This is a genomic window from Aporhodopirellula aestuarii, assembly GCF_023701485.1.
In the GTDB taxonomy this organism is placed as follows: Bacteria; Planctomycetota; Planctomycetia; order Pirellulales; family Pirellulaceae; genus Rhodopirellula; species Rhodopirellula aestuarii.
Map to the genome: position 1 here is coordinate 242,173 of NZ_JAMQBK010000039.1, position 13,575 is coordinate 255,747.

General features: G+C 56.9%; 11 protein-coding genes. 4 read left to right on the forward strand and 7 right to left on the reverse strand.

Features of this window, described 5'->3' with window-relative positions; genetic code table 11:
* Positions 1-193: 193 nt before the first annotated feature.
* The 3 genes from NB063_RS15200 (at position 194) to NB063_RS15210 (ending at position 4,323) form a co-directional block, all read left to right on the forward strand.
* On the forward strand, positions 194-2,500 hold the full coding sequence (locus tag NB063_RS15200; RefSeq protein WP_250929582.1) for an NfeD family protein: 2,307 nt from the start codon (positions 194-196) through the stop codon (positions 2,498-2,500).
* Positions 2,500-3,210, forward strand: a complete 711-nt coding sequence (locus NB063_RS15205; RefSeq protein WP_250929583.1) for an NfeD family protein — start codon at positions 2,500-2,502, stop codon at positions 3,208-3,210. The genes NB063_RS15200 and NB063_RS15205 overlap by 1 nt, the downstream gene beginning before the upstream one ends.
* A 195-nt stretch (positions 3,211-3,405) precedes the next feature.
* Positions 3,406-4,323 carry a universal stress protein gene (locus NB063_RS15210; RefSeq protein WP_250929584.1) on the forward strand — a complete coding sequence of 306 codons (918 nt, stop codon included), beginning with the start codon at positions 3,406-3,408 and terminating at the stop codon, positions 4,321-4,323.
* Positions 4,324-4,335: 12 nt separating this feature from the next.
* On the opposite strand, the gene phoU is transcribed toward NB063_RS15210, so the two are convergent.
* The 5 genes from phoU to NB063_RS15235 form a co-directional block, all read right to left on the reverse strand.
* On the reverse strand, positions 4,336-5,019 hold the full coding sequence (phoU, locus tag NB063_RS15215; RefSeq protein WP_250929585.1) for a phosphate signaling complex protein PhoU: 684 nt from the start codon (positions 5,017-5,019) through the stop codon (positions 4,336-4,338).
* A gap of 58 nt (positions 5,020-5,077) precedes the next feature.
* Complete coding sequence (pstB, locus tag NB063_RS15220) at positions 5,078-5,899, reverse strand: phosphate ABC transporter ATP-binding protein PstB (RefSeq protein ID WP_407652644.1); 822 nt, start codon at positions 5,897-5,899, stop codon at positions 5,078-5,080.
* A 193-nt stretch (positions 5,900-6,092) separates the two neighbouring features.
* Positions 6,093-7,379: a PstA family ABC transporter permease gene (locus NB063_RS15225; RefSeq protein ID WP_250929587.1), complete on the reverse strand. Its 1,287-nt coding sequence runs from the start codon at positions 7,377-7,379 to the stop codon at positions 6,093-6,095.
* Between the two features lie 19 nt (positions 7,380-7,398).
* Positions 7,399-8,346 (reverse strand): phosphate ABC transporter permease subunit PstC, encoded by a 948-nt coding sequence (pstC, locus tag NB063_RS15230; RefSeq protein WP_250929588.1) that lies wholly within the window; start codon positions 8,344-8,346, stop codon positions 7,399-7,401.
* Positions 8,343-9,392: a PstS family phosphate ABC transporter substrate-binding protein gene (locus NB063_RS15235; RefSeq protein ID WP_250929589.1), complete on the reverse strand. Its 1,050-nt coding sequence runs from the start codon at positions 9,390-9,392 to the stop codon at positions 8,343-8,345. Before NB063_RS15235 ends, pstC begins: the two co-directional genes overlap by 4 nt.
* Positions 9,393-9,795: 403 nt before the next feature.
* Between NB063_RS15235 and NB063_RS15240 the strand changes: the two genes are divergently transcribed.
* On the forward strand, positions 9,796-10,923 hold the full coding sequence (locus NB063_RS15240) for an FAD-dependent oxidoreductase (RefSeq protein ID WP_250929590.1): 1,128 nt from the start codon (positions 9,796-9,798) through the stop codon (positions 10,921-10,923).
* Positions 10,924-11,044: 121 nt separating this feature from the next.
* Here NB063_RS15240 and NB063_RS15245 read toward each other — a convergent pair whose 3' ends face one another.
* Positions 11,045-11,842, reverse strand: coding sequence for a hypothetical protein (locus NB063_RS15245; RefSeq protein ID WP_250929591.1), 798 nt, complete (start codon positions 11,840-11,842; stop codon positions 11,045-11,047).
* A 187-nt stretch (positions 11,843-12,029) separates the two neighbouring features.
* The gene (locus tag NB063_RS15250) at positions 12,030-13,229 is read right to left on the reverse strand and encodes a hypothetical protein (protein ID WP_250929592.1); all 1,200 of its coding nucleotides are present in this window, start codon (positions 13,227-13,229) and stop codon (positions 12,030-12,032) included.
* Positions 13,230-13,575 lie beyond the last annotated feature (346 nt).

Consider the following 13,575-nt stretch of genomic DNA (forward strand, 5'->3'; position numbering starts at 1 on the left):
ACTGAATCTAGCGGAGGAGATCATCTCAGGTGGACACCGCGTCCATTGGGATTCCATTCGGTCTCGCTCTAGGGTGGTGTACGCGTTCCGTTAAGAGCGATTTGGCGACAAAGACGTTTCCCTCCGCGCGGTTGGTCTGAATTGGCGAACGGGCGACCATGTCCCCCATCGCCATCACGCCTATAATGCGAGCATGACCGAAATCTCCCTCGAATCTGCTGTTTGTCACTCTCGCGTTTACGCTTCCGGCGGACGCAATCGCGGCACCGTTTTGGCGATGCTGATCGCGATCTGTGCTGGCGTTCTGGGCGGATGGGGATTGTTGGACGCGTCGGTCGGGGGAGCCCAGTCAACCGCAGTGACGGCGTCGGAGGAACCGGTTGACGGTTTTTTGATCGAAGTCCCTCGTCCGCTCACGTCGCGTGATGTTGAACGGATCCTTTCGCAATTGACGCGTCTTTCGTTGGCCGTTCGTCAGTCTTCGCCAGATGCCGAAAATGCGAGCGGGCGACGGGTGAGCGTGGTACTGCATTTTCGTCAATCCGAGGTCGACAGTGGCAGCGGAGAGGACGCCGGTGACGCCAGTGGACGCGTTGGGCAGCAAAACGCTACCTCGTTGGAGGATTCCTTGAAGCTTGCCCGCGCGATCTCGGGCGGTGATCTCAAGCGGATTCGACCGGTGGCATGGATTGACGCCCCGGTTCGCGGCAGCGACGTGTTATTGGTGCTCGCCAGTGAGTCGATTCTAGTATCCCCATCGGGATCGATCGGCGACGCCACGTATGGAGAGACGTCGGGTGACGAAACGACCGAGTTGATCTATCAGTCGATCGCCAAACGTCGGAGCTTACTGGCGCCGGAGATGGTGGCCGCTCTGGCCAATCCCGATATTGCGATCGCAAGGGTCAGGGGCGCCGAAGGACCGACGCGTTTTGCCAGTGGTGAGGAACTCGAGACTCTGCGTCGCGACGGTTTGATCGTTGAAGAAACGATCTGGTCGGATGCCGGCCAGCCGTTGGTGCTGAACGCGGATCGTTTGCGAGAGTTGCGTGCGGCGACGGCAATCGTCGATTCGCAAGACGATGTCGCCGATCGGCTCGGGCTCGCCAGACTGCGGAGCGAGTCAGTCGATGCGGCTAGCGAAGCGGTTGGTGTGCTGTTGCGGATCAACGGGCCGGTTCGTCGTGATCGCGTCCGTCGATGGCAAACCAACTTGTCAGCGACGATCGAGTCAGGAGAAACGAACACTTGGCTTGTCGAGATCGATTCACCTGGCGGGTATCTCGCCGGCAGCGCCTCGATGGCTGCATTCTTAGCGGACCCGGGACCGTCCATCCGCAGCGTGGGCGGTTACGTTTCGCGAGAAGCCCGAGGCGACGCGACCTTGCTCGCGTTGGCGTGCCGACCATTGGCGATGCACAAGGACGCGACGCTCGGTGGTAGCGGCGCCGATGCGATCGGTCCCGAGGATGTGCGCAACCAACGTGAACTGATCGCGTTGATTTCGGCGGCCACGGGACGCAGTGAAACGTTGATGCGTGGATTGCTCGATCCTAGTCTCACGGTTCATCGTTATTCAAATCGTCGTACGGGCCGAATTCGTTATGCCGTGCCAAGCGAGTTGGCAGCGGAAATGCAGGACGGCGATGCGTCGGAATGGAAACGAGAAGAGCGGATCGAGCTGGAAGAAGGCCTGTCGGCGCAAGCTGCGACTGAGTTGGGGTTGGTCGACGAAACGGTGGACTCGTTGCAAGCGGTCGCAAAACGCGTCGGATTAACCGACGTGCCCGAGCAGCTTTCCGATCGCGGTCTGGTTCGCTGGGTTGAACGTCTCGGTCGTAACGACGGGCTGGCGTTCGGGCTGTTATTGCTGGGGTTCATGATGTTATCGACCGAAGCAAGTGCACCCGGTTTGGGCCTGCCCGGGTTTATCGCGATGCTTTGTTTCGCGTTCTTTTTCTGGACGAAATTCTTGGCCGGAACTGCCGAGTGGGCCGAATTGCTCGCGTTCGGATTAGGGATCGCTTGTCTGGCGATCGAAATCTTTGTGCTGCCTGGCTTCGGCGTATTTGGGATCGGGGGCCTCGTGCTGACGGTGTTGGGCGTCGTGTTGATGAGTCAAACTTTTGTGATCCCTCGCAATAGCTACCAAGTCAACGAGTTGGCTCAAGGTGTTTGGATGGCGATCGGCGGGATGGGGGGATTGGTCATCGGGTTCTTGGTGATGCGAGCTTTTTTGCCTCAGGCGGCTAGCGTTGCGGGTTTGGCGATGGACGATCCGCCAACCGATATCGATCGACTCGAACGTGTCGCCGATTACGATCATTTGGACGGCCAAACGGGAGTTGCCGCCACGCGATTGCGTCCGTCAGGGAAAGCTCGTTTCGGGGAACAGTTGGTCGCTGTGGTCAGTGACGGATCAGCGATCGATCCGGGGCAATCGGTACGAGTCGTTGCCGTACACGGAAATCGGATCGTGGTCGAAGCGGTGGACGAGTAATGCCTGCCTTCTATGCGATTGCGTTGCTGATTGCGTTCTATGCACTCGTAGCGGCCGAGGTTCTCATACCCAGCGGCGGAATCCTCGGTTTGGCTGCGGCGGTGGTCGCCGTCACGTCAATCATCATCGGAACCACATACAGCGTTTCGATGGGGATGACGCTGTTGTTGATCTATCTGATCACCACACCGGTCCTGTTTGTGGTGATCATTCGATTGTGGCCGAAGACGCGGATCGGGCGAAAGATGCTCAACCGCGACACGCTTCAATCCGACACAACTCTGCCACCCCCGACCACGCTTGACGGCACACCGCTCGATGAACTCGTGGGTCGGGTTGGGATCGCGGTCTCCAATCTTTTACCCAGCGGGCAGGTCAAAGTTGATGGGCATAAAACCGATGCCGTCAGTACGGGGTTGCCGATCGATGCGCAATCACGGGTAATGGTGGTGCGGGTTTATGGGGGAAAGCTGCAAGTGCGAGCGGCGCACCCGGACGAAATCGAAGCCGAGCGGGCGAGAGTGCGGACGGACACGAATGCGATCGAGGTGCCCGTGTCGGTGGTCGAGCCGTTGTCGGACCGATCACCTGCAACCGGCACATCGGAAGCAACGACATCGGTGGTTTCGCCGCTCGACGACGTTGATTTCGAGGTGCTCGAAATTGAAACACAGCCTGAGAACACTCACGGACGGTCAGAGGCAAACTGATCGCATCGCATCGATACACGCGATCCGTGTCGTTAAATACATTCTGTGTCGTTGCCACTAAAATGGGTGATCGACCGGCGGCGACGATGCGACAATACGACTATCACGCTGACGTCACCGCGTCGTTGACCGTTCTGTTAAAATAAACAACGAGGGTGTTGTCTCAACGAAACACACGTGTTTAAGGAATCGATGATGAAAGTTCTGCTCGCAGTGGATGGATCTGTTCACGCGTTACATGCGTGTAAATATTTGACCGCGTTCCCGTTGCCGCATCCGTTGCAAGTGGAAATTTTGACGGTGGTGAATCCGCCCGAAGTTGTGCTCAGCGCCCAGAGTGAATTGTGGTATCCACAATTTATTGAACATCAAGAAGAGATCGCCAGACAAGCGACAACGGCCAGTCAGCGGGCGATACAAGGAATGGACGCTGAGGTGACGACTCATCAAATGATGGGGCACATCGGTCACTGTATCGTGGAACGTGCCAGGGATGAAAAGTTTGATCTCGTGGTGGTCGCTGCGAAGGGCCATTCTGCGTTTGAGCGTGTGTTGTTGGGTAGCGTTAGTGATTATGTCTCCACGCACGCGACATGCAGTGTTTTGGTCGTGCGGCAAGAGGTCCCCGAGGGTGACAAACCGGTCGATCAATCTCTGCCGCCGCGTCTGCGTCGTGGCATGATCGCGGTCGATGAACGAGGCGTTTCCGACGCGATGATGGGACAGTTATGCCGCTTCGCGTGGACAAAGGAACTCCAACTGACCACGGTAACCGCGTCGGTGAAGCTCGAAGTGTTTCGCGAGGATATCTTAGCGACGACAATGGAAGAGGGCGCCCGGCGACGCGCAGAGGCGAGGCGGTGTGCCGATGCCGCTGCGGCGCGTTTGAACACGTGTGGCGCCAACGCGAGCGGTGCCAGTATCGAGGTCGAGCACGTCGGTTACGGTTTGGTTCAGTATGCCGACGAGATCAAGAGTGATCTCGTCGTCGTCGGAGACAGCGGTCGAGGGCTGATTTCACGCATGCTGCTCGGCAGCACGTCTCGCTACGTATTGCATCATGTTCATTGCAGCGTGCTGGTCGTGCGTAAAGGTCGGGAATCAGCAACGTAGGGGTACGCCGATTCAGGACGCCCCGTCGCTCGAAACTTCACTTCCGCGCCCGTGGCGAACAATGTCACCGCTGACTAGGTAGATCGTTTCCTCGGCGACGTGAGTGGCCATGTCCGCGATCCGCTCGAGGTGTCGGGTGGCGCTGAAGCAGTGCAACCCCGGTTCCACCAACTCGGGATCTTCCCGCATCTTTCCTTCGAGTTCCCGGATCATTTCGACATTCAGGAAATCGACTTCGTCGTCCTTTTTGATAACACGCCGAGCCAATTCGGGATCGTGTTCGAGAAACGAATCGAGTGCCGATCGGACCATGTCGATGACCGCACCGACCATTTTGGTGAGGTCGTCAGGAACGCGAAATAGTGGGTAGTAATCCAATGAGACGCTGCGGTCGGCAATGTTGCACGCCAAGTCGGCCATCCGTTCGAGGTCGCCGTTGATTTTCACCACGGTGATCAACCACCGGAGGTCTTCGGCAACTGGTTGGTGGAGCGCCAGTAGTTTGAGGCAGTCTTCTTCGATCCGAATTTCTTGAGCATCGACTTGATCGTCGGTGTTGATCACCGTATGAGCCAATTCAGGACGGCGTTCGACAAGCGACCGAACCGACAAACCGATCATCTGCTCGACAACGCCAAATTGTTCGACGAGGTCGGATCGTAGTTGCGTCATCGCGCGATCGAGATGCTTGCTCATAAAGGTCAGTCGATGAAAAACAGAATGTGTGTGGAAGCGATAGGTCGAAAATGAATGCTTAGCCGAAACGGCCGCGGACATAGTCGTCCGTTCGTTTCTGCTGTGGTTTGGTAAAGACGTCGTCGGTAGGCCCCGATTCCACGAGCCGGCCTTCAAAGAAGAACGCTGTTCGATTGCTACACCGACTCGCCTGTTGCATGTTGTGAGTCACCATCACGATGGTGTACTGCTCACGCAATTCATAAAGAAGATCTTCAATCGCAAGAGTGCTGGCTGGATCCAATGCGCTGCACGGTTCGTCCATCAACAAGATTTCCGGACCAACCGCGATCGCGCGAGCGATACACAAGCGTTGTTGTTGGCCACCGGACAATCCGAGTGCGGGTGCATGAAGTCGATCTTTGACCTCATCCCAAACCGCAGCTTTGCGCAGCGACCATTCGACCAGTTCGTCGAGTTCGCCTCGTCGCAATTTGAGGTGCAGTCGAGGACCGAAGGCGACATTTTCGTAGATGGATTTCGGGAATGGGTTGGGTTTCTGAAAAACCATGCCGACTTGCCGTCTCAAATGAACGACGTCGGTCGAAGGGCTGAGTACGTCGAGGTCGTGAATCCGCAATGTGCCTTTGCTGTGAGCGGTTGGCACGATGTCGTTCATGCGGTTAATCCACCTCAGCAACGTGCTCTTACCGCATCCACTCGGTCCGATAAACGCGGTGACTTGATTTCGAGGGATCTTCAGGGTGAGGTCGTCAATTGCCTGAAACGACCCGTACCACGCATTGAAATTGGCGATTTCGATGCAAGTTTCATCCGCCAATTGAGGGGCGTTTGATGGGTTGCTCGTCGGATCGCTCGTGACGCTAGCGGATTGAGGCATGTCGCTCGGCAGCTTGATAGGCCGCGTATGTTCGGGGATCGTGGCCGAATGATTGTTGTGGAGAGTCATTGTAATGGTATCAAATCGGCGAATCAGTGGGGGCCCTTTATGAAACACCTGGGCGTCGCGGGGCAAAATACGTGCGGGGTGTTCTCTTTTCCCGGGAGGGGTAAATCGGAATGGACGAGACCGATCACTCAATTCTCATCTTTTGACGCAAGTAGATCGCCACGGAGTTCATGAGCAGCAGGATCAGCAACAGAACGATGATGGCGGCGGCGGCGAGTTGTTGGTAGGTGAACTGAGGGTCTCCCGCCCAGTGGAAAATAAGTACCGGCATGGTGACAACCGTGTCCATTAAGTTTTGCGGACCGGAGTTTTTAGCTACCGTGGCACCCAGGACCACGAGGATCGGGGCTGCTTCGCCGATGGCCCGCCCCATGGCCAAAATCGCTCCGGTCATGATTCCCGGAATGGCTGCCGGCAATGAAACATTGCGAACGGTTTGCCACTTGGTTGCACCGAGCCCGTAGGAGGCTTCCCGGAGCGAAGGCGAAACGCTGCGGAGCGATTCTTGGGAGGCGATGATCACGATGGGCAAAATCACCAGCGACAACGTCAAACCCGCGGCGAGGAAGCTTCGGCCGAACGGCAGTCGGAAATAGTACCAGGACGTTTTGGCGTAGGCTCCGCCGCCCTGCCCTAACCGCACGGTGCGGTGGCGGATTGCCGGATCCGATGGCTTGGGGGTTTCCGATTTCGGATCCCAAACCTCGAGTTGAAAGGTATTGCCCTGACGATCCACCGCCGGCATGGGTTCGGTGATCGTGATGGTCGGCTGTGACAGATCGGATTGCGGAATCAGTACCGAATCGCCACCGCCGGCCAGCGTGAGGACTTGGTAGTACCGCTCGACACCCATGATCTCAGTGCCGCTGGACTCATTCACTTTGATCTGGCCGAACGCGTTGAACATGAACACGAAGAGGCTCAGTCCCAACAATCCGTAAACGATCGACGGCACGCCAGCGAGGTTCGAGATGTTGAGGTTGATGAACCCGTGGAGTCGTCGCAGCCAGATGTTGGTGGGTTGGAATTCTTCGAGAAAAATCGCTGTCCCGATGCCCAGTGGCAAGGCGGAAAGGGCACAGACGAAGCAAATCGCGAGCGAACCGATGATCGCCGGATACATTCCCGAACTCGCGGGCTCGGAAGTGCTGTGTGACCCCGTAAGCAGCGTCGGCGTGAGTCGCGAATGTCCCTGGACCGCGATGGAGATCAACAGCACCACCAACACGAGGACGCTCAAAAGTGAAATCGCGACACATAACCCATAAAAGGCTTTGCTAACGCGTTTGCGATGTCGTGAATTAAGGGTTGATTCCGCGGTCGCTGATGCGCCTTGCCGGATCGCTTCGGGGATTGGTCGCTGAACACCGGGGTCTTGCGGCGCGTCCTGTGAGATTGAATCGATACTCATTGTGCTGTTTTCCTGCGGATCATGAGTAAGACTCTCGATAACGCCGCCGCACCAATTGTCCGATTAGCGTCATTCCGAACGTAATGACAAACAGGGCAATCGCCACTCCATACAGGCTGAAGTATTGAACCGTTCCGTATTCGTTTTCGCTCTTGATCATTTCGACGATAAAACCAGTCATGGTTTGTGACTGTGTCCGCGGGTCCATCGTGTACGTGGCCTGTGTTCCGGCGGCGAGGGCCACGACCATCGTTTCGCCGACGGCGCGACTGAAGGCGAGTAAGAACGCGGAAACGATTCCCGAGAGAGCTGCCGGGATGACCACTTTGACGGAAGTTTCAAATGGCGTGCAGCCGAGTCCGTAGGCGCCTTCGCGTAGGGCTCGCGGAACGGCGTGCAGGGCGTCTTCGGACAAACTGCAAACCATCGGCAGGCACAGAATGCCGACCGCGATCCCCGCACTGGTCGCGTTGAACGCATCGAACCCGCCGTCGGTCAACCATTGCAGCGAAGGTCCGATGACCAGCACGGCGAAATATCCCAACACCACCGTTGGGATTCCCGCGATGACCTCGAGGGTCGGTTTGAGGACCGCACGAACCTTCTTGGAAGCGAATTCACTAAGGTAGACGGCGGTGATCAGACCGCTGGGCAAGGCGATCAACATTGCAATCGCGGTGACGCGAAACGTGCCCGACAATAAGGGCAAAATGCCAAACTTGGCATCGTCGATGTTCTTGCTCTGTAGAGCGGTCCATTCGGTCCCGGTAAAGAACTCTTTAAACGAGACGTGTTCACTGTTGAAGAAGTTCCAGCTTTGTCCAACCAACATCACGATGATGCCAACCGTGATTCCGACCGTGGCCAGGGCGCACATCGCGAGTACGGCGACCATCAGTCGCTCTTGCAATACGCCCGCACCGGTCGATCGGAATTGTCGATTTTCGAGAGCTGCAGGTCGACTCACTTCACTAAGTTCTCATTCTGGAACAACTCGGCGAACGCCCCTTCGCGGCTCTCACCGTCTTCGGTGACGAAGTGCGTGCCGAGTTCGCGGGCGTCGAGGTTTTGTTGAGCATGGTCGATGATCTCTTGTGGCAAGCGAACCGAGTTGGCAGCTTCGCACAGATCGGAAACGTTTTCGATGTAAAATTCGACAAACGTTTGAACTTCCGCACGGTTGAGCGATTCGGAGTTGACGTAGATAAACAGCGGGCGGCTAAAGGGAGCGTATTTGTTCGACGAGATGTTTTCGACCGAAGGTTCGTAGGCGGTGTTGTCTTTCGGGTTGACGATCGGCACGGCACGCAACCGGTCTTTGTTGGCAGCATAGTAAGCAACGCCGAAGAAGCCGATGGAGTACTTATTGCCGGCGACACCTTGCACCAAAATGTTGTCATTTTCGTTGAGGGTCATATCACCGCGGAGTTCGCTGTCGTTTGCCTTGGCGAGCACTTCGTGGAAGTAATCATAGGTACCCGATCCGGTGCCGGGAGCGAAGATCTTGATCGGTTCATTCGGCCAACTTGGGTCAACGTCGCTCCAATTCTTGGCGGCGTCGTCGCCAACAAACATCTTCGTCAGTTGTTCAATCGTCAATTCCTTGACCCAGTCATTTTCTGGGTTCACGGCGATGGTCAATCCGTCGTAGGCGACCGGCAGTTCGATGAACGAGACGCCGTTGGCTTGGCATTTTTCAAATTCGCCGGCTTTGATCGGCCGCGACGCGTCGGAGACATCGGTGCCTTTGTCGTAGAAGCTCCTGAAACCGTTTCCGGTTCCGTTGCCGCTGACGATCACGTTGACCTGCGGGTGCAATTTGATGAACTCTTCTCGTACCGCGTCACTGATCGGTTGGACCGTGCTGCTGCCGTCGATCTTGATTTCACCGACGAGGTTGGATTCGGGAATGGATGCGTCGGCGGCGGGGGCGTCGGAATCCGTCGTCGTGGAACTGCTGCATCCGGCAGCGAAAAGGGCCGCGAAACACGCGAGCCAGAAAATGTTTTTCATCGGAACACGCCTGATGGGGAGGGTCGAGGATGTTGAGTTGTGATAGTTGTTGGCCGTCAGTTTATCTTGCGGCAGCTGAATCCTAAATGGATTCCGTCGCCGTCCGGTTCGACCCTCGCTGACACCGCGATCTGGCCATTTTCCCCGCGTATTCGCAGAAAAACAACGTTCTTATGCGTCTGAGGCAGGACGCCGGAGTGTGAAGATCAGGTTAAAAAAGCGGGGCCGGCGATTCGAGAGGGTCGCGAAGCGGATTTTGACCCATGGCAGGTAGGTCGTCGAATTGGTCATTGCCCGTATAATGCCGCGAAAACTATCTTCCCGAACATGGGCCGGCCGCGAGAAATCGGCAGGCCAGATCGGATTATTTCTTACTTAGCACACCCTTCCTTGCGAGATCCCTATGTCTGCGACGTCAGATGCCCCCCGCCCAGTCGGTAGCGACGGCCCCGAAAAAACCATCATTATCGGTAGTGGGCCGGCCGGCTGGTCTGCAGCGATCTACGCCGCCCGCGCCAACCTCGAACCGGTACTCTACGAGGGCACGTTCAAACAGGACATGATGCCCCTCGGGCAGCTCGCCTACACGACCGAAGTCGAAAATTATGCCGGGTTCCCCGCGGGGAACGTTCAGGCATTCGTGAAATCGGCTGTCGACAAGAGCCGGCACTACAACTTGCCCGAGCCGCCCGCCGGTCACACCAAAGATGACCAGCCACATTATGCCGTTCAGGGCACGGAGCTGATGGAGCTGATGAAACAGCAGGCGTTGAACTTCGGAACACGCGTCGTCAGCGACGATATCGAACGCGTTGATTTTTCAGGTCCACCCCACACGCTGTTTCCCGCTGCGGGCGAACCCGTTCAAGCACAGACGGTGATCATTGCGACCGGAGCACGCGCGAATTACTTGGGATTGCCCAGCGAAGAAGTGTACAAAAACAAAGGTGTCAGCGCGTGTGCCGTGTGCGACGGAGCGTTGCCGATTTTCCGCAGTAAGCCTCTCGCCGTTATCGGTGGTGGTGACTCGGCGGTCGAAGAAGCGACCTACCTCGCCAACCTCAAAGGGGCAGACAAGATTTATCTGATCGTCCGGCGTGACGAGATGCGAGCGAGCAAGGTGATGCAGGACCGTGCTTTGAACCATCCAAAAATTGAGATGAAGTGGAATAGCGTTGTCGAAGAAGTGCTCGGTGATGGAAAAATTGTCACTGGCCTACGTCTCAAGAGTACAGCCGACGGTTCGACGAGTGAGCTCACCGTCGGCGGCATGTTTGTGGCGATCGGCCATACACCGAACACGGCATTCCTCGGCGGTGCGGTCGAAATGAATTCAGCTGGCTATATCCAGTGGACGCGTCCATTCCGGACCAACACCAGCGTGAAAGGTGTGTTTGCCGCAGGCGACGTTGCCGACGACTACTACCGTCAAGCGATCACCTCGGCAGGCACCGGTTGCATGGCGGCTCTCGATTGCGAACGGTTCCTCGTGGATCACGAAGAGATCATTGGTGCTTCGTCCGCTCGCTAGCAACTTGTCTGCTCGTTAGGACAGTTGCCCGCAGAAGCTCAAGCCAAGACGTCGCCCGGTGATTCACTCACCGGGCGACGTATCGTATTCAGGCGGACAGGCGGACTAAGAGCGTTCACGCTCACTCCGTTTCTGACTTAGGCTGCATGAATTTTGGCATCTGCGGTTTCAAGAACCCCGAATTGTCTTCATAGGAGATCGGTTTGGGTTTCATGAAGTCTTGCATCGTACGCCGTCCGGGTGAACTCAATCCGGCGGCGTCGAGCACGTTGTTGATTCGTTGGGTCGTCGAGGCGGTGCCGTCCGCGGATTGCGTTTTTTTCGTCGGCGGGAGATCGTGCAGCAACGAGCGAACGTTGCGATGCATCGTCAGGAGCTCTGTTTTTACGACGTCATAAGACGCTTGGTTGCGAATCGCAGCGATCAACGCATCGTCCACGTCGCCCGGCAATTGAGCGCGTTGTGCTCGACTCTCGATGACGCCGGCAATGGTGAGTCCGAGGCTGTCGCCGGGGCTGTACATCGTCGTCAGGATGTAGGACTTCAGTCCCAATTCCATGAGCGCGGCTGCCGGTTCACCATGTTTTTTTCCGAGGGCACGTGTTGCCGGCGCGAGGTCTTTGAGCAGGTAATGGAGTACGGACGCACCGTATGCGGCGCGGTCGGTATTTTTGGTTGGCAACGCCGGCAATTCGATGTCTAGCGACTTGGCCAGTTGTTGCGATTCCGACATCAAGTTTGAAATCGCTTGCGGGTCGGCGTCGTGAATGGAAGCGGACGCGGCGAGGCCAATTTTTCCCGCCAAAACCCAGGTCGCCTCGCGGGCATTCATGGCCGGCGGCGAGTCTTGCGAATTCGCGGGTTGGGCGGCGGCGAACATCAGCACGCCGATCAAAGGGAAGATCAAATCGTTTCGCATCGGGGCACCTTTGGCTGCGAGTGTGCTGGAATCGCAAGTTTCGATTACGACAAACACGAGATCACCCCGTGTCGCTGTTTATTCTATGACGAAAACAGGACGCGATCGGACAGAAATTCGGCAGCAAAAGATTTGGCCCGTGTGGAACCGACGGCGACGGCGAATGTGTCACCGTCAGGTTACGAGCCTATTGTTTGCTCGGTTGCACGGTATCGGCGGCCGGTTTAGGCACTGCGAAGAACGTGTTGGCCCGCCGTACGCTATCGGGGTCCACTTTCTTGAGTTCTTCCATGGCCTCGGCGGCTTCGGGTTTGGGGCACGCTCGCAGATAGTTAACGACGGGGACGCGAACCCAGTTGTTTTCGGCGTCGGCGTTGAGGAATAGTTCTTTGAGCTTGTCGACTTGGCTCCAATCCTGCCAACGTGCCAAATCGGGGATGACCAAATCGGCGAGGTCTTCGCGATCGAGGATATAGTGCAGTGATTCCACCAAGGCGCTTCTGGCGATGACGCCGCCTTCGGTTCCATGGAATCGAATCGCCATGATGGCCGCGTACGTGTCGGCGTAGGAGGCTTGTTTGTTTACCAGGAACTCTTTGTTGACGAGATCGAGGCCGGGTTCACCGGCCAGGGTCAGGTAACAAGCGATGAGGGCATCGAGTCCCGTGCGAGCGGTCTTCTGCGTACTCATGAGCATCTCTTCGAGCATCGGCAAGTCATCTTTGCTGCCGCACACGCCGAGCATCGTCAGGTACAAACGCTTGCGATCCGGTGAGAGCGTGTCGTCGTTGAGCCACTCGATGAGTTGGTCATGGTCCATTTCCGACTTGATCTTTTGCAATGCCTCGTAGGGAGCGACCGCGAATTCATCGTATGCATCACGTGACAGCATTGAGTCTTCGTCTTGGAGATAATCCATATAGAAACGCAGTCGATCGGCATCGTCCTTTTCAGCGAGTTCCGGAATGCGGACGACGTATTGTTCGGCACGCGGCGTTAGCGGGAGGCATGACCACTGCATGTCGCTCGGGTCGACGCCGGAAAGCAGAAAGCGACGGCCCTTGGCGATATCGCCGAAGTAAACCGCCTTCACGGTTTGGCCGGGTTCGACATGTTTTTCACCTTTAAGAACCATGGCGATTTTCATTTCGACCTCGCCGGTGTCCGCGTTTCGGGTCGCGTCGCTCTGCATCGCCGAGGCGATCACGACGGCATCCATCGCTTCCATTTCCTGTCGCAACGTTTGAGCGACCGCGCTGCAAAACGGACAGGCGGCTGCGTAGCGAATCGACGGCATGCTGAGTAAAGACGCGATCACGGCAACCACGAGCGTAGTGCGGAACCATGGGCGATGCCAAAAGGTCTTCGCGGCGAGTTTCAAGTGCATTGGGATGTTTCGGCTGGGAGGAGGTAGGTGGATGGGCGGCGGGAAGTCGCGATTCGAGGTGGGGGCGGTAAAACTTGCAGACGCATCGCAGTGGGCGAATGTTATGGTGGCGGACACGTTTTGAGGTCGATGCCACGGTGTCGCGTGCATTCGTATTTTGCTCTGCGAACCTCAAGCCTACTACGGGGGATCGATGCTTGAATATCGGATCCGGCGTCGAGGCTGTCGGTCACTCCCCCGGCGGGTTGATTCCGATGCCGCGGCTACGCGTCCTGACGACAAATTGCCACGGAAATTTCGAGACGCCGAGGGGTGGTTTTGTTGCGAACGTCCGCTCCGTTGTCCG

What these genes read in the sequence shown, in the direction of transcription:
- NB063_RS15240 (WP_250929590.1), top strand. Translation starts at nt 9,796, where the DNA reads ATGTCTGCGACGTCAGATGCCCCCCGCCCAGTCGGTAGCGACGGCCCC.
- NB063_RS15205 (WP_250929583.1), top strand. Translation starts at nt 2,500, where the DNA reads ATGCCTGCCTTCTATGCGATTGCGTTGCTGATTGCGTTCTATGCACTC.
- phoU (WP_250929585.1), bottom strand. Translation starts at nt 5,019, where the DNA reads ATGAGCAAGCATCTCGATCGCGCGATGACGCAACTACGATCCGACCTC.
- pstB (WP_407652644.1), bottom strand. Translation starts at nt 5,899, where the DNA reads ATGCCTCAATCCGCTAGCGTCACGAGCGATCCGACGAGCAACCCATCA.
- NB063_RS15225 (WP_250929587.1), bottom strand. Translation starts at nt 7,379, where the DNA reads ATGAGTATCGATTCAATCTCACAGGACGCGCCGCAAGACCCCGGTGTT.
- NB063_RS15200 (WP_250929582.1), top strand. Translation starts at nt 194, where the DNA reads ATGACCGAAATCTCCCTCGAATCTGCTGTTTGTCACTCTCGCGTTTAC.
- NB063_RS15250 (WP_250929592.1), bottom strand. Translation starts at nt 13,229, where the DNA reads ATGCACTTGAAACTCGCCGCGAAGACCTTTTGGCATCGCCCATGGTTC.
- NB063_RS15235 (WP_250929589.1), bottom strand. Translation starts at nt 9,392, where the DNA reads ATGAAAAACATTTTCTGGCTCGCGTGTTTCGCGGCCCTTTTCGCTGCC.
- NB063_RS15210 (WP_250929584.1), top strand. Translation starts at nt 3,406, where the DNA reads ATGAAAGTTCTGCTCGCAGTGGATGGATCTGTTCACGCGTTACATGCG.
- NB063_RS15245 (WP_250929591.1), bottom strand. Translation starts at nt 11,842, where the DNA reads ATGCGAAACGATTTGATCTTCCCTTTGATCGGCGTGCTGATGTTCGCC.